Annotated in this window: 26 protein-coding genes; 15 read left to right on the plus strand and 11 right to left on the minus strand. The window is 40.7% G+C overall.

Features of this window, described 5'->3' with window-relative positions; all coding sequences use genetic code 11:
* Positions 1-10 precede the first annotated feature (10 nt).
* Complete coding sequence (locus tag ACFI34_RS14045) at positions 11-922, minus strand: DUF808 domain-containing protein (RefSeq protein ID WP_462673923.1); 912 nt, start codon at positions 920-922, stop codon at positions 11-13.
* Between the two features lie 120 nt (positions 923-1,042).
* Between ACFI34_RS14045 and ACFI34_RS14050 the strand changes: the two genes are divergently transcribed.
* The 5 genes from ACFI34_RS14050 (at position 1,043) to ACFI34_RS14070 (ending at position 6,393) form a co-directional block, all read left to right on the plus strand.
* Positions 1,043-1,324: an MliC family protein gene (locus ACFI34_RS14050; protein WP_462673924.1), complete on the plus strand. Its 282-nt coding sequence runs from the start codon at positions 1,043-1,045 to the stop codon at positions 1,322-1,324.
* Between the two features lie 67 nt (positions 1,325-1,391).
* The gene (locus tag ACFI34_RS14055) at positions 1,392-3,422 is read left to right on the plus strand and encodes a methyl-accepting chemotaxis protein (RefSeq protein WP_462673925.1); all 2,031 of its coding nucleotides are present in this window, start codon (positions 1,392-1,394) and stop codon (positions 3,420-3,422) included.
* Positions 3,423-3,495: 73 nt separating this feature from the next.
* Positions 3,496-4,962 carry a 4-hydroxy-3-polyprenylbenzoate decarboxylase gene (gene ubiD / locus ACFI34_RS14060; protein ID WP_462673926.1) on the plus strand — a complete coding sequence of 489 codons (1,467 nt, stop codon included), beginning with the start codon at positions 3,496-3,498 and terminating at the stop codon, positions 4,960-4,962.
* A gap of 148 nt (positions 4,963-5,110) precedes the next feature.
* Positions 5,111-5,824 carry an NAD(P)H-flavin reductase gene (fre, locus tag ACFI34_RS14065; RefSeq protein ID WP_462673927.1) on the plus strand — a complete coding sequence of 238 codons (714 nt, stop codon included), beginning with the start codon at positions 5,111-5,113 and terminating at the stop codon, positions 5,822-5,824.
* Between the two features lie 158 nt (positions 5,825-5,982).
* Positions 5,983-6,393: a CBS domain-containing protein gene (locus ACFI34_RS14070; protein WP_006792457.1), complete on the plus strand. Its 411-nt coding sequence runs from the start codon at positions 5,983-5,985 to the stop codon at positions 6,391-6,393.
* Between the two features lie 92 nt (positions 6,394-6,485).
* Here the strand turns inward: ACFI34_RS14070 and add are convergent, their stop codons facing one another.
* The 7 genes from add to cyaY form a co-directional block, all read right to left on the minus strand.
* A complete protein-coding gene (gene add, locus ACFI34_RS14075; RefSeq protein WP_462673928.1) occupies positions 6,486-7,487 on the minus strand; it encodes an adenosine deaminase in 1,002 nt (333 codons plus the stop codon).
* A gap of 269 nt (positions 7,488-7,756) precedes the next feature.
* Complete coding sequence (locus ACFI34_RS14080; RefSeq protein WP_462673929.1) at positions 7,757-8,869, minus strand: heme biosynthesis HemY N-terminal domain-containing protein; 1,113 nt, start codon at positions 8,867-8,869, stop codon at positions 7,757-7,759.
* Complete coding sequence (locus ACFI34_RS14085; RefSeq protein WP_462673930.1) at positions 8,866-10,698, minus strand: uroporphyrinogen-III C-methyltransferase; 1,833 nt, start codon at positions 10,696-10,698, stop codon at positions 8,866-8,868. The genes ACFI34_RS14080 and ACFI34_RS14085 overlap by 4 nt, the downstream gene beginning before the upstream one ends.
* A complete protein-coding gene (gene hemC / locus ACFI34_RS14090; RefSeq protein ID WP_462673931.1) occupies positions 10,699-11,637 on the minus strand; it encodes a hydroxymethylbilane synthase in 939 nt (312 codons plus the stop codon).
* 35 nt (positions 11,638-11,672) lie between these two features.
* Entirely contained in the window at positions 11,673-12,665 is a 993-nt protein-coding gene (locus ACFI34_RS14095) for a DUF2914 domain-containing protein (protein WP_462673932.1), read from the minus strand.
* Between the two features lie 22 nt (positions 12,666-12,687).
* Positions 12,688-13,344, minus strand: coding sequence for an alpha/beta hydrolase (locus ACFI34_RS14100; RefSeq protein ID WP_006792463.1), 657 nt, complete (start codon positions 13,342-13,344; stop codon positions 12,688-12,690).
* Positions 13,341-13,664 (minus strand): iron donor protein CyaY, encoded by a 324-nt coding sequence (cyaY, locus tag ACFI34_RS14105; RefSeq protein ID WP_006792464.1) that lies wholly within the window; start codon positions 13,662-13,664, stop codon positions 13,341-13,343. Before cyaY ends, ACFI34_RS14100 begins: the two co-directional genes overlap by 4 nt.
* Positions 13,665-13,821: 157 nt before the next feature.
* Here cyaY and lptM point away from each other — a divergent pair, with 157 nt between their 5' ends.
* The 7 genes from lptM (at position 13,822) to ACFI34_RS14140 (ending at position 18,838) form a co-directional block, all read left to right on the plus strand.
* The gene (gene lptM / locus ACFI34_RS14110) at positions 13,822-14,016 is read left to right on the plus strand and encodes an LPS translocon maturation chaperone LptM (RefSeq protein WP_277053783.1); all 195 of its coding nucleotides are present in this window, start codon (positions 13,822-13,824) and stop codon (positions 14,014-14,016) included.
* Positions 14,017-15,270, plus strand: coding sequence for a diaminopimelate decarboxylase (gene lysA, locus ACFI34_RS14115; RefSeq protein ID WP_462673933.1), 1,254 nt, complete (start codon positions 14,017-14,019; stop codon positions 15,268-15,270).
* 64 nt (positions 15,271-15,334) lie between these two features.
* Positions 15,335-16,165, plus strand: a complete 831-nt coding sequence (gene dapF, locus ACFI34_RS14120; protein ID WP_010557932.1) for a diaminopimelate epimerase — start codon at positions 15,335-15,337, stop codon at positions 16,163-16,165.
* On the plus strand, positions 16,162-16,773 hold the full coding sequence (locus ACFI34_RS14125; protein ID WP_462673934.1) for a DUF484 family protein: 612 nt from the start codon (positions 16,162-16,164) through the stop codon (positions 16,771-16,773). The genes dapF and ACFI34_RS14125 overlap by 4 nt, the downstream gene beginning before the upstream one ends.
* Positions 16,770-17,714, plus strand: a complete 945-nt coding sequence (locus ACFI34_RS14130; protein ID WP_462673935.1) for a tyrosine recombinase XerC — start codon at positions 16,770-16,772, stop codon at positions 17,712-17,714. Before ACFI34_RS14125 ends, ACFI34_RS14130 begins: the two co-directional genes overlap by 4 nt.
* 9 nt (positions 17,715-17,723) lie before the next feature.
* A complete protein-coding gene (locus ACFI34_RS14135; protein WP_462673936.1) occupies positions 17,724-18,434 on the plus strand; it encodes an HAD-IA family hydrolase in 711 nt (236 codons plus the stop codon).
* A 47-nt stretch (positions 18,435-18,481) separates the two neighbouring features.
* Positions 18,482-18,838, plus strand: a complete 357-nt coding sequence (locus tag ACFI34_RS14140; protein WP_462673937.1) for a HopJ type III effector protein — start codon at positions 18,482-18,484, stop codon at positions 18,836-18,838.
* 37 nt (positions 18,839-18,875) lie between these two features.
* Here the strand turns inward: ACFI34_RS14140 and ACFI34_RS14145 are convergent, their stop codons facing one another.
* Both ACFI34_RS14145 and ACFI34_RS14150 read right to left on the minus strand, forming a co-directional pair.
* The gene (locus ACFI34_RS14145) at positions 18,876-19,283 is read right to left on the minus strand and encodes a GNAT family N-acetyltransferase (RefSeq protein WP_006792472.1); all 408 of its coding nucleotides are present in this window, start codon (positions 19,281-19,283) and stop codon (positions 18,876-18,878) included.
* 40 nt (positions 19,284-19,323) lie between these two features.
* Entirely contained in the window at positions 19,324-19,629 is a 306-nt protein-coding gene (locus ACFI34_RS14150; protein WP_006792473.1) for a DUF6482 family protein, read from the minus strand.
* Between the two features lie 92 nt (positions 19,630-19,721).
* On the opposite strand from ACFI34_RS14150, the gene ACFI34_RS14155 reads away from it, so the two are divergent.
* The 3 genes from ACFI34_RS14155 (at position 19,722) to ACFI34_RS14165 (ending at position 22,112) form a co-directional block, all read left to right on the plus strand.
* Entirely contained in the window at positions 19,722-20,414 is a 693-nt protein-coding gene (locus ACFI34_RS14155) for a pseudouridine synthase (RefSeq protein WP_375277494.1), read from the plus strand.
* 102 nt (positions 20,415-20,516) lie between these two features.
* A complete protein-coding gene (locus tag ACFI34_RS14160; RefSeq protein WP_004588989.1) occupies positions 20,517-20,891 on the plus strand; it encodes a BlaI/MecI/CopY family transcriptional regulator in 375 nt (124 codons plus the stop codon).
* Between the two features lie 9 nt (positions 20,892-20,900).
* Positions 20,901-22,112 (plus strand): TonB family protein, encoded by a 1,212-nt coding sequence (locus ACFI34_RS14165; RefSeq protein WP_462673938.1) that lies wholly within the window; start codon positions 20,901-20,903, stop codon positions 22,110-22,112.
* A 74-nt stretch (positions 22,113-22,186) separates the two neighbouring features.
* On the opposite strand, the gene ACFI34_RS14170 is transcribed toward ACFI34_RS14165, so the two are convergent.
* Positions 22,187-22,570, minus strand: coding sequence for an MAPEG family protein (locus tag ACFI34_RS14170; RefSeq protein ID WP_462673939.1), 384 nt, complete (start codon positions 22,568-22,570; stop codon positions 22,187-22,189).
* Positions 22,571-22,783 lie beyond the last annotated feature (213 nt).

Here is a 22,783-nt window from a genome sequence, read left to right on the forward strand (position 1 = left end):
AAACACTGCTCTACTTTTTTGTTTTAAATAACCTTGTATAAGCTACATGCAAAAGCACAATAACCAGCCCGGCAACAACGCCTAACATCCCATCAAAAATAAGCGGAGCTAACACCTCACCTATATTGCCTAACATTGATTGCGCATAGCCAATCACATTAAGTTGTGTGTGGTGCAGTAACTCAATACCATGAGATAAAATACCCCCTCCCACCAAAAACATAGCAACAGTACCTGCAAACGCTAAAAATTGCATAAGTCGCGGTGCTGCTGCAAGTAAGCCTTTACCTATAATCTCTTTAACCATACTGCCAGAGACTTTAGATTGATTTACTAAATACAAGCCTGCATCATCAAGTTTTACAATGGCAGCCACAAGTCCGTAAACACCAATAGTCATAACAATGGCTATCACACACAGCACTAAGGATTGATTGAGTAATGTTTGGCCCGCGACAGTGCCAAGCGTAATAACAATAATTTCGGCCGATAGAATAAAGTCTGTCCGTATCGCACCTTTTATTTTTTGTTTTTCATATTCAACTAAATCAAGTGATTTTTCGTCATCTGCAATCTCATCATGATGAGGTAAAAATCGCGCAAATATTTTTTCAGCTCCTTCAAAACATAAAAACAACCCACCTAAAATTAAAAGCGGTGTAATGAGCCATGGCAGCCAAACGCTGATCGTTAAAGCTGCTGGGACAAGTATGGCTTTATTTAAAAATGACCCTTTTGCTACCGCCCATACAACAGGTAGCTCTCTGTCGGCTGACACACCCGTTACTTGCTGTGCATTGAGTGCTAAGTCGTCCCCTAAAACACCCGCCGTTTTTTTTGTCGCTATTTTACTCATGGTTGCAATGTCATCGAGTAAAGCCGTTATATCATCTAATAATGTTAAAAGGTTAGTGCCTGCCATGGAGCTTCCTAGCTTGTAAATAATTTAATCAACATAACGTAAAGCGCGCTTTTCACCAACGGTTAATTTTGCTCTGTTATTCTGAAATAGAATAGCCGGTAAAAAATAAAGGAAGGGGAAATGAAAGCAACAATCGTTTTAGTAGTTTATTTACTGTGTTTAATAGGGTGCAATGACAAAACAACAACCACACATTATGTATGTAATAACGAGAAAGCAGTACTGAGTACGTTAAAAAGCCAAGAAGCAGAGCTCACCTTTAATAATAAAACATACAACCTTTCTCATGAAGAAAGCACGTCTGGAAATAAGTATATAAATAAAGAAGTACTCTTTTGGGGAAAAGGCACTAAAGCTATGCTTATAATTTCAGGGAATAAACACCTTTGCAGCACAAAATAACAACCCACTAACAACATTTTAAAAAACTTGCTACACTAACAAAAGTCTTAATTTTGTTGATGAAGTTATGCGTTCTATTGCCATTAAACATAAAATAATTTTAGCCTTTTCTGCCATTGGCTTACTAATGCTTATTAGTAGCTTATTTTTTTACTGGTCCTTAAATAAAATAAGCACGACTACCTCACGAATAGAGAACCTTGCCGTACCAGCCCAACAAGTAAGTAAAGACTTAAGGCTATCGCTTCTTTCTATTACCAAATTCAATGCTCTAGCTTATAGTCAAACAAAACCTGATTTATTACTGACCAATAAAAAAGAAGCGCTTAGCGAGCAACAAGAATTCAGCAACATGCTCAATGCACTTAAGCCGCAATTGAGAGGTCAGAAAAACATGCAAACTTTGCTAGTTGACGCTTCAAAAAACTTTGAGCAACTAAGCAAAACAAGCGCAAACATGTTTAATGCCAAAGAACAGCGTTTTACGGCGCAGTCGGCTGCTACGTCACTAATTAAAGAGTTTGGTGATGAGCTAAGTAACCTCAGTAATGCCTTACTCGATATAGAACTCATAGAGATAAATGCAAAGCAGCAATCGTTACTAAACTCTGTATTTGGCACAGCAACACGGATTGACGACTTACTCTTTAATTTAAGCAACAATATTAAAAGTATTACGCAAACGACCAGTGTCAGCGACTTAAATGCCCATCAACAAGATACCCAATTTTTACTTGATAACATCCAGCCAAACTTTGTGTATTTAGAACAGCAAGCCACTCCCTTAGGTGAGCGTTTAAACGCGGCTCAATTTACCGAGCAATTTAATAACTTAAGAACACGATTGAATGGACCCGACGGTATTTACGCCCAGCAAAATAAAGCGCTTAAAAACACCAAAATGGCACAGCAAAGTTTTGAGCGCTTTCAACAAGAGTTTATAGACACAGAAAGTCAGTTATTACAGCTTAACAAGCTGGCTGACGAGCGTTTTAAAACTCTGCAAATCAGTGCTAAGTCGGCAATTAATATGGGCTCTAGCTCTGTTATTATAATTGCGATTGTACTTATTGGTTTACTTATTGTTATTTCAATTTTTACAACTAATGCCATGCTAAAACCACTTAAAAAAGTAAATAGCGATTTAGCACGTATTGCCTCGGGTGATTTTTCTAAACGCAGCCAACCGCGTAGCAAAGATGAGTTTGGCACTTTACTTAACAACATCAATAAGCTCAGTGACGATTTATCACACCTTATAAAAGCAATTAGTAATGATGCCCACGAGCTAGATAAATCGGCCATTCAAACAAGTGAAAAAGGTCAACAAATGACCGTTGTTGCTCAGCAGCAATTAGAACGAAGCGCACAAGCCACAGACCTTGCGCATAGCATGCTAAACAATTCGCAAGCAGTTTATGAACAAGCCGATAATGCATCTAACGAGATCACCAACGCCTCCCAGTTTGCGAACGACGTAAACCAAATAGCCAACGACAACAGTTTAAGTATTGAGGCACTGTTAAATCGATTAGATAAAGCGGTAAGTAGCACAGAAGAGCTGGCCGAATTTACAGATTTAATAGGCGCAATTGTAAATACAATTAGCAGCATTGCAGAGCAAACTAATCTACTTGCATTAAATGCAGCAATAGAAGCGGCAAGAGCCGGAGAAAATGGCCGAGGCTTCGCTGTGGTTGCTGACGAGGTTCGCTCATTAGCGGCACGTACACAGAGCTCCACAAGCGAAATTCACACCATGATCCAAACGCTGCAACAACACACAAAAACAACGCAGAAAGAAATTAACGATGGCCAACAACAAGCTAAACAGTGTGTTGAAAACAGTGCTGAACTAAATAAAGCGGTTGAGCGTATAAAAGGAACGTTATTGTCAATTAACCAAATGAGTGAGCAAATTGCTACAGCTTCTCATGAACAGTTAACAAACAGTGATGATATTCAAAAAATAATGGCTAAGGTGACCGAACAAGCCACTTTAAATGCCAATAACGCAACCACCCTAGCAAGCGAAAGTGAAGACGTAAATCAACTTGCACACTCTTTAACAAGTGCCGTTGAGCGCTTTAAGTTTTAAGTGCAGGTGTAATGACTTGCTTTGCATGAAATGGGTATAATAGTTCAACTCTTTTGCTTAATAGCGGCCCATAATGAAATATAAAGATCTGCGCGATTTTATCAATTTACTTGAAAAAAAAGGTGAGCTTAAACGCATCACCCAAGAAATTGACCCGTATCTTGAAATGACCGAAATTTCCGACCGCACACTGCGTGCAAAAGGTCCTGCCTTATTATTCGAAAACCCAAAAGGGCACAGCATGCCGGTGCTTACCAATTTATTTGGAACACCGAAGCGAGTTGCTATGGGGATGGGCCAAACTGACGTAAATGAACTTCGGGAGGTGGGTAAACTACTCGCGTTTTTAAAAGAGCCCGAGCCCCCAAAAGGCATTAAAGAAGCACTTGGATCTATTCCTGTATTTAAAAAAGTGCTGAACATGCCAGCTAAAGAAATCAAAAAAGCACCTTGTCAGCAAGTGATTTTACAAGGTGATGACGTCGACTTAACAAAACTACCTATTCAACACTGCTGGCCAGGTGATGCAGCCCCTTTGATTACATGGGGTTTAACCGTCACAAAAGGGCCATACAAGAAACGTCAAAATCTGGGTATTTATCGCCAACAATTATTAGGTAAAAATAAAATAATTATGCGCTGGTTGTCGCACCGCGGCGGAGCGCTCGACTTTCAAGAATGGTGTAAAGAAAACCCTGGTCAGCCTTATCCAGTATCGGTGGCTTTAGGCGCCGATCCAGCGACCATTTTAGGTGCAGTAACTCCTGTACCAGATACGCTTAGCGAATATGCATTTGCTGGGCTACTGCGTGGAAGCCGAACTGAAGTAGTAAAGTCAATTTCAAACGAGTTGCAAGTGCCTGCCAGTGCCGAAATCGTACTTGAAGGCCATATTATGCCTGGCGAAATGGCGCCAGAAGGCCCCTATGGCGACCACACAGGTTACTACAACGAAGTAGATGACTTTCCTGTTATGACCGTAACTCACATTACACACCGTAAAGATCCTATTTATCACAGCACATTTACTGGCCGTCCGCCTGATGAACCCGCTATTTTAGGTGTTGCACTTAACGAAGTATTTGTACCAATATTACAAAAACAGTTTCCCGAAATTGTCGACTTTTACTTGCCGCCTGAAGGGTGTTCGTACCGCATGGCGGTAGTCACAATGAAAAAACAATACCCAGGTCACGCTAAGCGCGTAATGATGGGAGTATGGTCATTTTTGCGCCAGTTTATGTATACCAAGTTCGTAATTGTATGCGATGACGATATAAATGCTCGCGACTGGGAAGATGTTATTTGGGCCATAACAACGCGCATGGATCCAGCGCGTGATACAACGTTGATTGAAAACACTCCAATAGATTACCTAGATTTTGCCTCTCCGGTATCGGGCCTTGGCTCTAAAATGGGGATGGACGCCACCAACAAATGGGCAGGCGAAACCGACCGCGAATGGGGTGAACCAATAGTGATGGACAAAGCCACCAAAGAACGTGTTGATGATATTTGGGATAGCCTTAAAATTCTCTAACAACTCAACAAACCAAGCGGTGGCCAATAATTTATTTGCCATCGTTCGGACAAGCTATAAACAGGCTATAAAATAACCCTGTAGATATGCTAGAATCGACTCATTCAATTGCGTATCTGCTGTCATAAGCGCTGCTAAAAGGTAAAAAATGCAAACATTAAAAGCTGAAGTTGTAGCTATCAGCCCACTTACAGAATTTGTTAACAAAGTAATTTTAAAGCCACAACAACCTGTGACCTTCGAAGCGGGCCAATACATGCAACTGGTATTAAGTGAAAAAGACAAACGCGCTTTTTCTATTGCTAGTCGCCCATCTCAATGTGACGAAATAGAGCTGCATATTGGTGCCTCTGGTGCAGACTCGTATGCAATGCAATCGCTTGAACATTTACGTAATGCGCATTCAAACAAAACAATGGTTGATATAGAGGCTGGGTTAGGTGTGTCTCAACTTCGTTTGCAATGTAACCGACCTATTATTTTACTTGCAGGTGGCACTGGCTTTTCGTATGTAAAATCAATGGCTGATCACCTAGCAGAAATAAATTGTGATCGCCCTGTACTATTTTACTGGGGTGTTAAAGAAGAGTCTGCTTTGTACGCACATGAAGAGATGAAATTATGGGCTGAAAGCCACGAGCATTTTGAATTTATTCCTGTCGTCGAAAACCCATCAGCTAATTGGCAAGGCCACACTGGTTTTGTGCACAAAGCAGTAATGCAAGACATCGTATCACTTGAACCTTACGACATTTACATGGCGGGTCGTTTTGACATGATAGGGATTGTACGTGACGACTTTATAGCTCATGGTGCTATTCGTGAAAACATGTACGCCGATGCATTTGCATTTATAAAGTAAACTCGTCGCATCGTTTAATAATAAGCACCTACGGGTGCTTTTTTTATGACTTTAAATTTTCAATAGTTTAAACCTATCACATTCATCAATATAAACAATTTCCTAAAATCCAATCTATAAACCATACTTTGTACAGAACATCAGCGGGAGAGACCCAAATGCTAAATACAAAAGTAAAAGATTTTATGCAACGTAAGTTGCCAAACATAACACCAGACACCGAAATGACGACAGCCATAGCCGAGTTACAAAAATTTAAATTACTTGGTGCGCCTGTATTCGATAACGAAAAATGCCTAGTCGGATTTATTTCAGAACAAGAGCTATTAAAGCCTTTAATGCAAAGTAGTTATTTTTGCGAAGGGGTTGTAAAAGTGTCGCAGCTTATGCAGACCAATGTAGTCACAGTGAGTAGCGATTTAAACATTATTGAACTAGCTGAACAAATGCAGCCAGGTAAGCCAAAAAACTACCCTGTAGTAGAAGGCGTAAAAGTGGTAGGAATGATAAATCGTGCCGATGTACTCAAAGCGCTCTACGATAACTACCTTAGCTGCCAAGAGCACTAATTTAAAATCTGAGCGTTAGTAAATCTCTTAACTAGCGCTCAAGTTAAATCTATAAATATACAGCTTTAAAGTGGCATATTTATTTGTATTGCTTAACGTGAACTCACTTGTGCTAATAGTGCTTTTTTATCGCCGTCGCTTAAAAATGCAATTTCCAAGGCATTAGCTTGGGCTTTTTCTATATCAGCCTGAGATAGGCCTGCTTTGGGTGCTGCAATGGTATATTCATGCTCTATTTCAATACCTTCAACAGCCGGGTCATCTGTATTAAGACAAGCAAGAATACCATGATCTAAAAACTGTTTAAGCGGATGCGTAGCTAGGTCGGTAACTGTACTGGTTTGAATATTACTGGTTAAACACGATTCAATACCAATGCGGTTATCACGCAGGTAATCCATTAATGCTGGATCTTCAATTGCATTTACACCATGGCCAATTCTACTTGCACCTAATTCATTAATTGCTTGCCAAATACTTGGAGCGCCAAGTGCTTCGCCAGCATGAATTGTTGACGCTAAATACGCATCACGCACTTGCTTAAAGTGCTCAATAAATAATTCACCCGGAAAGCCAATTTCATCGCCCGCTAAATCAACCGCCACTAAGTCATTTTTAAACGCAAGTAATGCATCAAGCTCATGCTGACAAGTTTTAACACCATAAGTACGCGACAAAATACCAATTAAGTTTGCTTTAATATTGGTATTCTTTGTTGCTGATTTAATACCATCAACCACGGCTTCTACAACACCTTGTGGGTGTAAACCTTGGCTTTGCGACATGTAGTAAGGGCTGAAACGAAGCTCAACGTAGTCAAGGCCTTGCGCTTGCGCATCTTCAATATTTTCAATAGCAATACGGCGGCATGCATCGTAATCGCCAAGTACAGTAACACCCCAGTCTAGCTTTTGTAAAAAAGCCACTAGGTTTGGCTCTGGATCTATCACTTGAACATGAGGGATTAATTGTTCAACGTTATCTGCGGGTAAATCAATATTAAACTGACGACCAAGTTCTAGTATGGTTTGCGCGCGAACATTACCATCTAAATGACGGTGAATATCTAGCAAAGGTAGTTTTCTATTGATCATAGTAGCACCCAGTTTAATTAAATTTTTGCGCATAATACGCAGATAGAGTTATTTTTCAAGTCTATACGCTTTGTAATATTATTAAGCGGTCATATGTCTGCTTTTTGTGCAAATATTCACGCACTTAACAATAATTTGTATAAAAATAGTATCGCCTTACTTTTATTGTTTCGCTAAATTTAAAAAATACCTATAAAAAAGCACAGGTGAAGCATTTATAAAACGCCTATAACCTGTGCCTAAAATATATAGCTAATCAGCTAGTAAACTTATTTGTTATATAAAACGAGTGCCTTTTCAGCCTGTGCCGTGTTTTTATAACTCAAGGCTGCTTGGTCTGCAAATTGGTGTTTATTATCACCATTAAGCGCTTTATCAAATACACGTGCCGCTAAATCATAGTCGCTTTGTGCATTAGCAAGGCACGCAAGCGACAACAGCAGCGCTGTATTGGTGTCGTCTTTTTTAAGGCGATCTTGAATACTGGCTTGTAATTTGTGTGCTTCGCCATGGTTTGCATTATTTAAAATAGCAGCAAGCTCACCATGTTGGCTGGTTTGCTTAACCATTTTAGTTAAATCGCCCTCAATAACGGCAAGCTGACCTGTTGCAGCCATTTGAGTTAAATACGCAGTATGCGCATAAGTTTGTAGTTTTCGTGGTAATTGCTTGTATTTACTTGTTAGTTCATCAGCTGATTGAGCCGAAAAATAGGCAGTAAATACACGCGTCCACTGATCACTAGAAAACACTTTTTTACGCAGTAGCTTGGGTAAAAACTCTTCTAGCACGCTAAAGTGTTGCTGTTGTACCAATACCTCAGTGTACAGTTTAAGCTCAAGTGCAGTGGCTTTTTTAGCTTCTGCATTAACGCGCAACTGAGATTCAATTGCACTGCTATCGCCACTTGCCAACCATAGTTTTGCTACTTTCAATTGCTGCTCAGGGCTTATTTCAAATAATCGTTCCAGTGCTTTATCTGCCTCGTTGTTAGCAAGTGCCGCTTTAGCCAATAGTGCTAAACGAATATCATCAAATTTATCTGGCACACTGTTGCCAGAAAGTGCGCGCTCTACCTGTTCGTAATCGTCGTTTATAGCACTGAAAAGGGCTTGTTCAATTGCGGCAAATTTACGCTCTTCACTGCGGGCAAAAAAACCATGTTTGGTATTTCTATAAATTGATAATAAATAGCGTATTAGTTTATACGTAAAGTATAAAGTTGCTGCAGTCATTGCAGCCATAATACAAAACGAAACAATGGTGCCTTCAATTGTTGTGTTATTAAACGAGATAAGCACGTAGCCTTTTTCGTCCAGTACAAAGGGGGTAACCGCAAGTACAACAACAATAGCTACAATTAAGATTATTAGGCCTATCATTGCACCCACTCCTTAACCGTTTGTGTACTTTGCAGAGTGACCTCTTGGCTAAAATTGAGCTGCTCTTTTTCTAATTTAGATAGCGTATTTAGTACTGATTTTGTGGCGTCATCGTCTTGCTTAAAGTACTCGCTAATTAAGCGCTTAGCTTCGTTTAACGCACTAAAGTATATACTCGCTTGCTTACTTAATAATGCGTCCTGCGCCTGTGCTATATTTAATTTAATTCGTTGATTAATTAAATTACGCTCTTGATCGGTTAGTAAAGGTTCAATAGCAATCCCTTCATGGCGCCTAATAGTAATAAAACTATCAACAATTTTATTCCAACTATTACTGATATTTTGCTGCCAATCGTTAATATCTTCGCTGAGTGCATGTTCATCAATTACCAATGTTTCCTCTGGTAAATTGACCGCATTAAACACCAATTCGTCAATTCGGTTAATAACACTATTTAGCTGTAAATAAATGGCCTCGGTAGCAACCGGTTTTAAACTATCAAGCGTTTGTATGTCTTGCATAATGGCTTGGCGAACTTCAATTGTGCCAGGGTACTCACTTAACAGTCCGTCTAAACGCTTTAGTACAGCGCTTGCGCCTTGGTAATCTTTTTCGGCCCACAGTTTAAACTCAGCCATTCGTTGTAAGCTGGTGACCTCTTGTGGGTTTAAAGATGAACCTTGCTGCTGCGCTTTTTGCAGCGCAGCTTTTAATGCTTGCTGATTTTCAAGGGTGCTTTGCGTTAATGCCTCAGATACTTTTTCTTCGCTATTAAATAACGCTTGTTGTAAGCTCATTTGAGAAGATTTAAGTGCAGCAAGCTCTTGCTGGAGCAGCTTGTTTTGCTCGCTAAGTTCATTAACAATTGTGTTTTGCGCTTTACCTGCATTTAGCTTTTGATAAAACTCGTAGCCAACTCCAGAGGCCACAACCAACGATATTAACAATGCAAGTGAAGCCACTTTACTTACTTTTTGTTTGTCATTTGCTGGTTTGTTTTTTACGTTTGCTTGCTCATTTTTAACTGCTGTTGAACTCGAAGCTGTTGATGTTGTGTTTTCTGTTGTTACTGACTTAGGTTGTTCACTCATGCTGCTACCTTGCTGATTAATACAGGTAAACATAGCGTTATCGCTAGCCCCTGCTGCAATATGGATATTTGCCAAACTAACATGTTGTTGCTGTAAATATGCGGCTATGCGCTCGCTGGCAACATAAAAGTGGCACTGTTGTAACCATTGTAATTGTTGTGCAGCAAGGGGGGTAAACATGGCATCAACTGCTGCATTACTTGTTATGACTATACCGTGTACATTGCTGCTTTTCCAGTGGTCAGTCCAGTCATTGGTTAAATCGGGCACTGGCTCACGTTCATAAACAACACAATTATTTAAAAACGCGCCACGCTCTTTAAGTACCTTGGCGATGTCTGGGCGACCACCTTGCCCTTTAACCAATACAATATTGCTACCATCAACCTGAGCCAACGACTTAAGAGCCAATACCCCTTCTGAATCGAACTGTTTGGGAGTTGCTGCACGCACACCAAATAATTCGTATATTGTATTAGCAGTTTGCTGGCCTACAGCATAAAACTGCGCTTTAATGTTTATATCGGGCTTTAATTGTGCCAATGCTTTAACAGCGTCCTGAGAGATAAAAATAATTTTATCTGCATTAATAAGTGGGCTTAGTTGAGTACTAGAGGGCGTTAAATAGTTTATATTTAAAACAGGAAACAACGACGTCTGATAACCCGCTTGCTCAAGTTGTTCTGCAAGGGCTACGCCTTTTCCTTCGGGCCGAGTTATCAGAATATGTGTCATTTATGCGTCTCTGTATACGTCAGCTAAAATTTTATCTGCGCCTTGAGCAAGTAATTTTTCAGCCAGCTCTATTCCGAGTTTTTCGGCATCGTTAATATGACCCGAAACTTCGTCACGTAAAATTTCGCTGCCATCGACTGCGCCTACAAGCCCTCGTAAATGGACCTGTTCGCCATCAACTAACGCATAGGCACCTATTGGCACCTGACAACCACCTTCTAAACGGCGGTTCATTGCACGCTCTGCATTAACACGAATACGTGTATGTGTGTGCTCAAGCGGTGCTAATAACGCTTTAGTTACTTCATCTTCAATCCGACACTCAATACCTACAGCACCTTGCCCATTTGCAGGCAACGATACTTCTGGTTCAATGTAGTCAGCAATACGCTCGCCCATTTCTAAACGAATAAGCCCTGCCGCGGCTAAAATAATCGCATCGTATTGCCCAGCATCTAATTTAGCCAAACGCGTATTTACGTTTCCGCGTAGATCACGGATTTCTAAGTCAGGTCTCAGTGCTCTAATTTGGCATTGGCGGCGCAAGCTTGATGTACCTACTACCGCTCCTTCTGGTAACTCATTCAAGTTAGCAAAGTGATTTGATACAAACGCATCGCGCGGATCTTCACGCTCACAAATGGTATGAAGCGCTAACCCTTCTGGAAATTCTACCGGCACATCTTTCATTGAGTGCACGGCAATATCAGCTCGACCATCTAGCATAGCTTGCTCAAGCTCTTTAACAAATAAGCCTTTACCGCCAATTTTAGCAAGTGGTGTATCTAAAATAATATCCCCTTGGGTCGACATAGGGACTAACTCAACACGCACGTCATCATGAAAATGCTCTAGCTGCGCTTTTACAAATTCGGCTTGCCATAGCGCCAGAGCGCTTTTACGGGTTGCTATACGTACTAATTTTGTTTTTTCTGTCATAGGGGTATCCAATTAATTACTGCGGTTAGCATTATTTAGTTAGCTAACACTCTAAATTCTTTTTGAGCTATTAAATTACCTTGCTCATCAACAACAGCTACACGCCAATGGCCTGTTTGCGTGTTCATAATATTTTTTGTCGAATAAGTTCTGTAGCGTGGCGAAGTAACATTAAGTGAAATTTCGGCCATTGTTTCACTTTCAAAAGACCAAACATGTTTTACGCGCTGGCCTTGCAGTCCTTTAAGCTCACTAAAAAATGATAACGAACCTTCAAACTGACTTAAACGCACGTCGGCTGCAAACACATTAGTAGGTTCGCGTTTTACTACACTGCGTGTAAGCACTGCGCGGCTTATTTTACTGGTATCAATCTGAGCACCGAGTGCCACGCTAGCAATATGGGCATCTTCAGAAAATTGCTCTGTAACAGGTTGTGCATCAATATTACTCGCAGGCTCTAATGCGATTGTGCCAAGCTCAGAAGTTTGCTCTGACGCAGGCACAGATACTGATTCACTTGTTGTATCAGCGCTTATTGCATTAGTGACCAACGCATCGTTTTTACTGTTATCAACTGTATTCGTTTTTTCAGTTATTGAGTCAACTGTTGATTGGGTTACTGTCGGCTCATCTGAGATTGGCGCAACGGTTACTGACTCAGCGTTTTCAAGTAAGGCATTGGTAATGTCCGCCTCTTGAGTTGTTGGTAGTTGCTCAGCAGGCAATGTTTCAGCATGCCCAGTCTCTATATGCAATTGGTTGCTGGGTGCATTATGTGTTTCGCTTTCAGTTACTTCATCACCTTGTGTGCTATCAGTAATTAAAAGCGCTGTTTGTTCATTGGGATGTGCGCCCTGATCTGCATTTACTGAGCTGGTTAAACCATATATCACAGCCGCAGACGTCATTACTATCAACATAGCCAAACTCACAATTCGACGCCAATGCCATTCATAGCTTACCGCAGGTAGGCTGTTTTGTGGTTCGCGTTTTACATTTGCTTTAATAACTATTTTTTGACTCATATTGACCTCAGCGGCTCCAAAATTAGCTTAAACGGGCAATTAACCATTGGCGAATAGCGTGTAACTCTTCTGCACACACTTGGTGTGCCATTGGGTATTCTTGCCAGCTTACATCCATGTTATGTGCTGTTAATACATCAAATGCACTTTTACCTGCACTCATTGGTACCACGTTATCGTGACTACCATGTGCCATAAATACATTTAAATCGGTATGCTTTGCTTCATCTGTAAATTTATGCGGCGCGCACATATACGTAGACAGTGCCATAACACCCGCCAACTTTTGTTCAAAGCGCGGAGCTAAGTGAAGCGACACAACACCACCTTGTGAAAAACCAGCCAAAATAATCTTGTTAGCAGGTATTCCGTTGGCTATTTCTGTATTTATTAACGCCTCTACTTTTTCGGCAGACTCCCTCACCCCTTCTTCATCGGCACGTTTATCAAGCTCTATTGACTTAATGTCGTACCAAGAACGCATTTCCATACCACCATTTATGGTGACCGGTTGCACAGGCGCATGTGGGAAAACAAAACGCACGCCCAGCTCGGCTGGTAAATTTAATTGCGGCGCTACAGGGGCAAACCCATCACCCGAATCACCTAAGCCATGTAACCAAATAACTGTCGCTTTATGCGCGCTCTGCGCGGGGTATTGAACAAACTCTAAACTCATAATGATGATTGCCACTTAATTTCTTGGCCAGCTTGGCGAGTTGACGCTTCGTTAATGAATTCCCAAAACTCTGCACCAGAGCGGTTATCAATCCATTGACCGTCACGCATTTCAAAATGGTGACCATTGAATTTAGTTGCTACCCACACTTGATGAAGAGGCGCTTGCTTATTGATGACAATTTTACTCTTATCAGGAAAAATAATTTCTAAAATACCTTGCGCTGATTCGTAATCTAAATCGGCTTCACAATCATCAATTTGCTCTTCAATTGTGAACATAAGAGCTTCGGCTAATTGGTGATATTCGTGTTCAGTCATTGTTGATTCCTTTGCAGGCGGGCCGCCTAATATTGGGTACGTAATTGCGTTAAAAATATGCAGCTAGTGTAACAGGAATAAAATCATCCGCGAATAGCTGCATTTTTTAGATATTCTGTTACTCTGCGATTATAAAGCCAGCAACAATATTAATCTAATGAAAGCGACACATACCTTACAATTAAAAAAACTATTAATTTGCACGGCCCTATTTAGCGCATTAGCTGGCTGCGGACAAAGCGGCCCATTATATTTACCTGAACAACAGGCCGAGCAAAACCAACCAGAAAACACTATGGCGCCTACCACAGAGGCCAAGCAATCTACAACACCAGTAAAACAGGAGCAATAAATGGATTTTTTTAACTATAAAAACAATCAATTGTTTGCTGAAGATGTAAGTATTGCCGCTATTGCTCAGCAATATGGTACGCCTTGCTATGTGTATTCTCGTGCAACGTTTGAGCGCCACTATCTTGCGTTTGCCAATGCGACTAAAAACCATAAAAGCTTGGTATGTTATGCCGTAAAAGCAAACTCTAATATTGCTGTATTAAATATTCTAGCCCGCCTTGGTTCGGGTTTTGACATTGTATCTAAAGGTGAGCTGGCGCGTGTAATTAAAGCAGGAGGAGACGCCGGTAAAGTAGTATTTTCAGGCGTTGCTAAAACCGCTGACGAAATAGCGTATGCATTAAAGTTAGGGATTAAATGTTTTAACGTCGAGTCGGCATCTGAATTAGAGCGTATTTCAGAGGTTGCGTGTGAGCTTAACTTAGTAGCGCCAATTTCTATTCGCGTTAACCCCGATATAGATGCAAAAACGCACCCTTATATTTCTACTGGCCTTAAAGAAAACAAATTTGGCATTGATATTCAAACCGCTGTAAGTGTTTATCAACAAGCCGCGGCTTTACCTGGCCTAAACGTAATAGGCGTAGATTGCCATATCGGCTCGCAGTTAACCGAAGTAAAACCATTTTTAGAAGCGCTCGACAAACTCCTTGCGCTAATAGATGAGCTAAAAAATGTCGGGATAGAATTAAGCCATTTAGACATAGGTGGTGGGTTAGGTGTCCCTTACGACAGCGAACAACCACCTCACCCTAGTGAATACGCAGAGCAAGTAACGGCTCGCCTAGAAAACTACCGCCATTTAGAACTTATTTTTGAACCAGGTCGTGCCATTGCTGCAAACGCAGGGGTATTAATTACGCAAGTTGAGTTTATTAAACAAAACCAAAGTAAATTTTTTGCCATTGTTGATGCTGGCATGAACGATATGCTTCGCCCTTCTCTTTATCAAGCGTGGCAAAAAATTATACCTGTGTCGGTTCGTGATGACGATACGCCAACTCACAACTTTGATATTGTTGGCCCCGTGTGCGAAACCGGTGACTTTTTAGGAAAAGACCGAGAACTGGCGCTGAAACAAGGCGATTTACTCGCGCAGCGAAGTGCTGGGGCATATGGCTTTACTATGAGTTCAAACTATAACTCTCGCCCACGCGTAGCTGAAATAATGGTAGACGGTGAACAGCACCATCTTATTCGCGAACGTGAAACCATTGAGAGTCTTTATCAAGGTGAGAAAATTTTACCATAAACGTTTTTGCCAACTAGCTGCTCTGTGGCATGATTACCACAGAGCAAACACGAATTAGAGCGCTATGTTAGTTAATTTTTCCAAAATGCACGGCTTAGGCAACGACTTTGTTGTTATTGATAACATTACACAAAATGTATTTTTATCACGAGATCAAATAAAAAAACTGGCTGATCGCCACTTTGGCATTGGCTTTGACCAATTACTCATGGTTGAAGCACCATACTCTCCCGATCTCGATTTTCATTATCGTATTTTTAATGCCGATGGTACCGAAGTAGAACAGTGCGGTAATGGTGCACGTTGCTTTGCACGTTTTGTGCGTATGAAAGGCCTGACTAACAAACATAAAATTAGTGTATCAACCAAATCGGGTAACTTAACGCTTTATATAGAAAAAGACGGCCAAGTTACGGTTAACATGGGGCATCCTAATTTCGAGCCAAGCAAAATACCGCTTAAAGCCAGCAAACGTGAACTCACCTACATTATAAGGGCTGAAGAACACACCGTATTTAGTGGCGCAGTATCTATGGGGAACCCACACTGTGTACTTGAAGTTGACGATATTACGACAGCGCAGGTCGATGTATTAGGTCCACTGCTTGAAAACCACGAACGTTTTCCACAGCGCGCTAACATTGGGTTTATGCAAGTTATATCGCAAGAGCATATAAAGCTAAGAGTATGGGAGCGCGGCGTAAACGAAACGCTCGCATGCGGCACTGGCGCGTGTGCTGCTATGGTCATTGGCCATATGCAAAGCAAGCTTTCAAGCGCGGTACAAGTCGACCTACCTGGTGGAACACTTCAAATACGTTGGAGTGGAGAAGGTCATCCAGTTCGAATGACAGGCCCTGCTGAACACGTATTCGATGGACAAGTAGCGTTATGAGCGAGCTAAATGAAGAGCAAATTACTAGCTACTTACTCGCAAATCCTGACTTTTTAGTTAAACACCCAAACGTGCTTGCTCAGCTAGACCTTCAGCAGCAAGCGCAAGGGGCAACGTCATTAGTTCATATTCAACAGCGCCAATTGCGTGAACACAATACACATTTAAAAAATCAAATAGATACAATGAGTCAGCACGCAGTTCAAAATGAGCTCGTATACCATCTCCTCAGCCAATGCCATCGTCAGCTTTGGAGCCATGACGACTTTGATACCATCGCTAAAAATTTACACGCGATTGTGTGCTCAAATGACGACATAAGTGACTTTAAATTAATAAAATACAGCCCTGACTACGACGAGCTTATTGAACACCGCCTCACAAACTCTGGGCATTACTTAGGCCGCATTACAGCGCAAGAACGGGCTCTATTATTTAGTGATGACACGCAATCTGCGGCTATATATTTAATTGGTGATAAAAAGCAACCGATTGCCATACTCGCGTTTGGCAGCAACAACGTAAACCATTTTGAACCCGCACAAGATAACCTGTTCGTTCTGGATTTTATTAGTGCCCTGCAGTTAAGGTTACAAAAACTCGCATGAGTGATGATGCGCCTAATATAAGCGAATTAAGTGACAACTGGCGCACACCCATTACGCTATTTAGCGACTACCTAAAATTTGAAAAACAATATTCAGCGCACACTGTAAATCAGTATGTTAGCCAACTTGGTTTTGCAGCCCTTTATTTTAATAAATTATGCGATGACTGGTTTGGCGTACAAGCAGAGCATATTCGCCGTTACAGTATGGCTTTACGCGCTAAACAATTAAGTGGCCGAACCATTAGCTTAAAATTGAGCTGTATCAGAAGTTTATATAAGTTTTTAAAAGCTAAAAATATTGCACAGCAATCGCATTATCACAATCCTGCTACCGGCATTAAAGGGCCCAAATTTACCAAGCCTCTGCCTAAAAATCTTGATGTTGATCAAATGGCACGGTTGCTCGAAATTCCTGACGACGACCCTTTGGCAATAAGAGACAAAGCTATGATGGAACTTATGTATTCATCAGGTTTACGTATTAGCGAGTTAGTTGGCGCTAACATGCAAGATATTAATGCCAAAAGTGGCGAAATATTAGTTCGCGGTAAAGGTAACAAAGAACGCCTTATTCCCGTGGGAACGAAGGCATTAGAAGCATTAAAAAAATGGTTAACCGTGCGCCCTCAATTTGCAAAACAAGACGAGCCAGGTGTATTTTTAAGTAGCCAAAAAAATCGTATTTCAATTCGCCAAGTGCGTTTGCGTATGCAAGAGTGGGGAATAAAGCAAGGGATTAGCTCACAGGTGCATCCGCATAAGTTACGCCATTCATTTGCATCACATATTTTAGAATCGTCGGGTGATTTACGCGCTGTACAAGAACTGCTTGGCCACAGCAGCTTGTCGGCCACACAAGTGTATACCCATTTAGATTTTCAGCATTTAGCCAAGGTGTACGACAACACCCACCCGCGCGCTAAAAAACAAACTGATTAGGAAATTATCATGATCCGATTTAATCGTGCAATACGCCCTTTTTCTGTCATGAGCTTCGATTTAGACGACACCTTATACAACAACCACCCGATTATAAAAGCAGCTGTTAACGCCCAACAAAATTACTTAAATGCATTACCACGCTACCAAGAACAAGGCCCACAATACTGGCAACAATGCCGAAAACTTGCCGCTCAACAACAACCCGATCTTAAAGATAATGTAACGCAGTGGCGCAAGCATACATTGCGTTTAGCACTATCAAAGTTAGGATTTACTGAACAAGAAGTAGCACTGCATGCCAGTAACGCCTATAACGCATTTGCCGATGCACGCAGTAACATTGTAGTCAGCGACGACGTATTAGCGCTACTTGATAACTTAGCGCAACATTTTACCTTAATCGCCATAACCAATGGCAATGTTGAAATAGAACGCTTTAATTTACACAATAAGTTTGAGCTAGTGCTACAAGCAGGCATGCACGGTAAAGCTAAACCTCATAGCACCTTATTTGACAAAGCAGCTGCGCACTTAAAAGTCACCAAAAGCGACATACTTCATATTGGTGATAGCCTAGATACCGACGTACAAGGCGCCAATAACACAGGTTGCCAATCAGTGTGGTTAAACGATCAAAACGCTAAGTATAACTACAAAGGCCTAGCTGACGTAGAAATCACCAATATTCACGCATTAACGCATTTTATTCGTTCATAAACTGCTACGAGTAACTTAGCCTTATAAATTAAATTTAGGGAACAATTATGACTATAAACGAATACCTTAAATCACTTGCTGAGAACCCAAAAAACATTCAATTTACCGATACAATGGCGGTGATTGAAGCCAATTACGATTTTACTGCTTGTGCCTTTAATAACCACGGGTTGCTGAGTTCAGCGAGTGAAAATAACGGTTCATGTAAAATTTTTGCGTTTGCCAAACTCAATGGGCTTAGCAAGCAAAACACTCTTGATTGCTTTGGTAAGTTTTACCGCGATGAGGTGCTTAAAAACCCTAACGGCGACGACCACATGAACATTCGCACGTTTATGTTAGCGCCAGAGACGACACCATTTTTAGGTGTTACGTTTGAGGGCGAGCCTTTAACTGCTAAGTAACTGGGCTCCGATTAAAAAACTTGAGTTATGCTATAAATTAAAGCGGTTTTTCCATAAAATAGCGGGTGCCGCAAAGTGGGTAGTTATCAAGTTGATACTTTACGCTGTATCCGCGTTTTTCATAAAAAGGTTTTGCTTGAAAGTCGAGAGTATCTAGCTGGGATTTTTTAGCGCCAAGCAAAATTGCAGCTTGCTCTAATTCTGTGAGCAACTGCCCTGCAAGGCCTTCATTACGAGCGATTTCACTGCACCAAAGCCAATTTATAATTAGCCAATTGCCAAATACGCAACCACTAATACCAGCCATTAGTTCGTTATTATTATCAACAAATTTATAGCCGAGTGGCACTCTTTGCGCATCAAAATGCTTGGCATTAAAATCAACTATTTTATTACGTAAAGTTGAGTTTAACGCATCACTGTTATCAGATTTTAATTGATACATATACCGCTCCTAAAAAAGCGATATTAGCAAACACACTTAATTAAAAAAGATTATTTTTACCGAAAGGCACTTCAAGTAAGTTGCTTGAAGTTTTTTCGGGCTGCCCGCACATTTCATCGTATGCGCTTGTGTGGCGAAGCATCATTTGTGCGTACGCTATTTTTTCAAACCGCTTTTGTACATGCAGCGGGCTTACAGCTCTTACAAATTCGCCGTCTTCCTCTGTTACATAATATTCAACATTATTAATGATCACAGAAACCTGATAAAGCGCCATTTCAAGTGAGTGAACAACTACTTTTTGTAGCGGCTCATGATTTTTTAGTTCAGAAAATTTCATACCCATTTTTGTTCACCTTAATTAAATATCGCTCTATCGATACGCAGCTTTGCTATAATCGCGATCAGTTTTTTATTGCCAACTAACGAGAACACTTTATGAGCAACAAAATCCGCCTTGCTAAATACATTGCTCATGCAGGCGTGTGCTCGCGTAAACAGGCATCGCGTTTAATAGATGAAGGGGTAGTAACGGTAAATAATCGCCCTGCTAATCATATTGATCACGTTGATGAGCAAGACGACATAATAGTTAATGGCCAAGTAGTTAAAGGGGCAGCCGATTTAGTTTATTTTGCGTACCATAAGCCTGTAGGTATTGACTGCAAATTAAATGAAAATGACCCCGCCAGCCTTATTCACCATTTACCTACCCTCACCCGGGTTTACCCCATTGGCCGATTAGATAAAGACTCTCGCGGCTTGCTTATTTTGACCAACGACGGTGACTTTTGTAATCAACTTATTCACCCTGACTTCCACCAGCCTAAACGTTATTTAGTCACGGTAGATAAACCGATTAATAACGCGTTTTGTGAAAAAATGGCTGCAGGTATCCCCGTTGATAAACAAATAACCTTACCGTGTGAAGTAACTAAAATAGCTGACAATCAATTTAGTATTATTTTAAAACAAGGGCTTAACAGACAAATACGTAAAATGGCGCATTACTGCGGCTTTAAAGTAATTGATTTATTTAGAGTGCAATTTAGCGAACTCGCCCTCTCAAACCTAAACCTACCTGAAAACCACTCTATACAAATTAATAAAGCTGATATTTCGAAAATCTAATACCAAATCGCTTAATTACACCGCAAAAAGTTAAAAAATAACCTTGCAAAAATAGATTACAGGTGTAGTCTTAACTTAAAGATTACATTTGTAGGCAATAAAATGATTGAGTTATCAAAAGCAGAGTTCGACGTGCTTGATGCGCTTTGGATTAATTACCCTGCCACCGCGAGCCAAATTATTGAGCGCTTAAGCGATGATAAGCAATGGCACGAAAAAACCATTAAAACCCTACTGGGTCGATTAGTTAAAAAAGGCGCACTGACCTTTGAAAAAGATGGCCGCCAATACATTTATACTCCCTGTATGGAGCGCGCCGACTACACATTAAAAGAAAGCAAAAATTTTATTGAGCGCTTTTTTAGTGGCCGTATAGCGCCGCTGGTAAGCGGGTTTGCTAAATCAGAGCAGCTTTCGCAGCAAGATATAAATGAGCTTAAAAAAGTCATTGATGACTGGGAAAAAAACCAAAAGTAAGGATTAGCTATGGATATTCAAACTGGGTTTAATTGGTTAATTGAGCAACAACTACTATTAAGTATTTTGTTTTTTGGATTTATTTTACTCGAGCGATTTGGTTTAAAAACCCTTGGCGCGCGGTTTGTATACAAGTTAGCGTGGTTAATGCCTGCGGCATTAGTTATCGCTAATTTACCCAATGCGATTAAACCACTGCAAAATAGCAATATTAGCCATTACTTAATTACCCCTAATCAGCCTTTTACACATGAAATGGGTATTAGCTGGGCACTTATGTATGTACTTATTACCGCTGGGTTATTAATAGCTAGTTTTATTACACATACTCGTTTTGTCAAAAGCCTGCAGCTAACTGAGCTAACAAACTTTAACCATACACTTACTACAAATGCTAAAGCTTATATCAGCCAACATGTAGCCACACCAATGGTAGTCGGTATTTTTCAAAGCAAGCTCATACTACCCAGTAATTATAAAAGCCAGTTTGATAAAACCACTTTGGCGCTTATTTTAGAGCATGAATCTGTGCACATAAAACGCAAAGATAACCTAATAAATGCCCTGCTATTACTGGCTACTATTTTATTGTGGTTGAACCCACTTGCTTGGTTTTGTTACGCAAGCATGCGCCGCCTACAAGAGCTGACTTGTGATGAACGGGTACTAAGTAATAAAACCACACAGCAACAAATTTTATACAGCAAAGCCTTAGTAAACTGCGCTGCCAATGCGCCAGCGGGTCTGATGGCTTATTCACACTACGGAGATAAAAAAACCATGTTACAACGACTTACTAATATCAAACATAACGGCGCACATTCGCGCCTAGCAAAAGGAAGCGCGTTACTTATAGCAGCAAGCTTGCTCAGTGGCTTAGCAGTAGCAAAGCAACCTGAAGCATCAGCTAAAAAAGAAACATCTATCGCTCCCGTAATGCGAATCGAACCGCTTTACCCAAAACAAGCGGCGGAACAAGGCATTAGCGGTTCAGTGGTATTAAAATACGACATAACCCCAGCAGGCAAAACAGCTAACATTACTGTTGTAAAAGCTGAACCAGAAGCAGTCTTTAACAAAGAAGCAAAAAGAGCACTGATGCAATGGCAATATACACCTTCATCAATGGGACAACAAAACGTACTAATACAACTTGATTTTGCACTCAACAGTACAGTTACAAAAAGTGATTTAATAGAGCGAGTTAACATATCGCATTAATGGGAATAAGTGTTTAAGACTATAAAGCAAGCACCCTTTTAGGCTGCTTGCTTTGTGGTTTTTACTTATTCACGTTACAAACTGACAGCGATCATGCCAATAGCGGTCCCTATTCCCACCAGCCAAGTGAACGATCGAATAATATCGAGGTTTAAGTAATAAAAAACACAAAATAAAATACGCGCTACAATATGCGTCATCGCTAAAGTTTCGGTTACGGTATTAACATTATTGGTGCCTAACACCACAGCCAAAGCAACGGCAAATACCGCTAGCGACTCAAAACAATTTTGATGTGCGGCCAACGCCCTTGCTCCGAGCCCTGTAAGTTGCGTTTGTTGCTGGCGCGGATGTTTATTATCGTAACCACCGAGCTTATTCATTTCTATAATAGCTGGGATCCTTGCAACATAAGGCATAGTCACTGCAATTAAGGCGCAAACCAATAAAGTCGTCATAATTTATTCTCTTATTATAAATCCTGATTATTTGAGCAATACATATAACATACACACACAAAAAAAGCCGCCAATACGTTTTATGACGAACGCTGGCGGCTAAACAATAACATCACACTTACTATAGCTAAGTTTACTCTTAAAGCAGTGCGGCATAATGTCGCAGGTGATGAATATTCACTATCACCCTTAATGCGTCGCTTTAATAACCAA

Source organism: Pseudoalteromonas sp. PSi26, assembly GCF_054960575.1.

Excerpts from the sequence above, each read along its gene's own strand:
- ACFI34_RS14045 (WP_462673923.1), bottom strand. The coding sequence starts at position 922 with ATGGCAGGCACTAACCTTTTAACATTATTAGATGATATAACGGCTTTA.
- ACFI34_RS14050 (WP_462673924.1), top strand. The coding sequence starts at position 1,043 with ATGAAAGCAACAATCGTTTTAGTAGTTTATTTACTGTGTTTAATAGGG.
- ACFI34_RS14055 (WP_462673925.1), top strand. The coding sequence starts at position 1,392 with ATGCGTTCTATTGCCATTAAACATAAAATAATTTTAGCCTTTTCTGCC.
- ubiD (WP_462673926.1), top strand. The coding sequence starts at position 3,496 with ATGAAATATAAAGATCTGCGCGATTTTATCAATTTACTTGAAAAAAAA.
- fre (WP_462673927.1), top strand. The coding sequence starts at position 5,111 with ATGCAAACATTAAAAGCTGAAGTTGTAGCTATCAGCCCACTTACAGAA.
- ACFI34_RS14070 (WP_006792457.1), top strand. The coding sequence starts at position 5,983 with ATGCTAAATACAAAAGTAAAAGATTTTATGCAACGTAAGTTGCCAAAC.
- add (WP_462673928.1), bottom strand. The coding sequence starts at position 7,487 with ATGATCAATAGAAAACTACCTTTGCTAGATATTCACCGTCATTTAGAT.
- ACFI34_RS14080 (WP_462673929.1), bottom strand. The coding sequence starts at position 8,869 with ATGATAGGCCTAATAATCTTAATTGTAGCTATTGTTGTTGTACTTGCG.
- ACFI34_RS14085 (WP_462673930.1), bottom strand. The coding sequence starts at position 10,698 with ATGACACATATTCTGATAACTCGGCCCGAAGGAAAAGGCGTAGCCCTT.
- hemC (WP_462673931.1), bottom strand. The coding sequence starts at position 11,637 with ATGACAGAAAAAACAAAATTAGTACGTATAGCAACCCGTAAAAGCGCT.
- ACFI34_RS14095 (WP_462673932.1), bottom strand. The coding sequence starts at position 12,665 with ATGAGTCAAAAAATAGTTATTAAAGCAAATGTAAAACGCGAACCACAA.
- ACFI34_RS14100 (WP_006792463.1), bottom strand. The coding sequence starts at position 13,344 with ATGAGTTTAGAGTTTGTTCAATACCCCGCGCAGAGCGCGCATAAAGCG.
- cyaY (WP_006792464.1), bottom strand. The coding sequence starts at position 13,664 with ATGACTGAACACGAATATCACCAATTAGCCGAAGCTCTTATGTTCACA.
- lptM (WP_277053783.1), top strand. The coding sequence starts at position 13,822 with ATGAAAGCGACACATACCTTACAATTAAAAAAACTATTAATTTGCACG.
- lysA (WP_462673933.1), top strand. The coding sequence starts at position 14,017 with ATGGATTTTTTTAACTATAAAAACAATCAATTGTTTGCTGAAGATGTA.
- dapF (WP_010557932.1), top strand. The coding sequence starts at position 15,335 with ATGTTAGTTAATTTTTCCAAAATGCACGGCTTAGGCAACGACTTTGTT.
- ACFI34_RS14125 (WP_462673934.1), top strand. The coding sequence starts at position 16,162 with ATGAGCGAGCTAAATGAAGAGCAAATTACTAGCTACTTACTCGCAAAT.
- ACFI34_RS14130 (WP_462673935.1), top strand. The coding sequence starts at position 16,770 with ATGAGTGATGATGCGCCTAATATAAGCGAATTAAGTGACAACTGGCGC.
- ACFI34_RS14135 (WP_462673936.1), top strand. The coding sequence starts at position 17,724 with ATGATCCGATTTAATCGTGCAATACGCCCTTTTTCTGTCATGAGCTTC.
- ACFI34_RS14140 (WP_462673937.1), top strand. The coding sequence starts at position 18,482 with ATGACTATAAACGAATACCTTAAATCACTTGCTGAGAACCCAAAAAAC.
- ACFI34_RS14145 (WP_006792472.1), bottom strand. The coding sequence starts at position 19,283 with ATGTATCAATTAAAATCTGATAACAGTGATGCGTTAAACTCAACTTTA.
- ACFI34_RS14150 (WP_006792473.1), bottom strand. The coding sequence starts at position 19,629 with ATGGGTATGAAATTTTCTGAACTAAAAAATCATGAGCCGCTACAAAAA.
- ACFI34_RS14155 (WP_375277494.1), top strand. The coding sequence starts at position 19,722 with ATGAGCAACAAAATCCGCCTTGCTAAATACATTGCTCATGCAGGCGTG.
- ACFI34_RS14160 (WP_004588989.1), top strand. The coding sequence starts at position 20,517 with ATGATTGAGTTATCAAAAGCAGAGTTCGACGTGCTTGATGCGCTTTGG.
- ACFI34_RS14165 (WP_462673938.1), top strand. The coding sequence starts at position 20,901 with ATGGATATTCAAACTGGGTTTAATTGGTTAATTGAGCAACAACTACTA.
- ACFI34_RS14170 (WP_462673939.1), bottom strand. The coding sequence starts at position 22,570 with ATGACGACTTTATTGGTTTGCGCCTTAATTGCAGTGACTATGCCTTAT.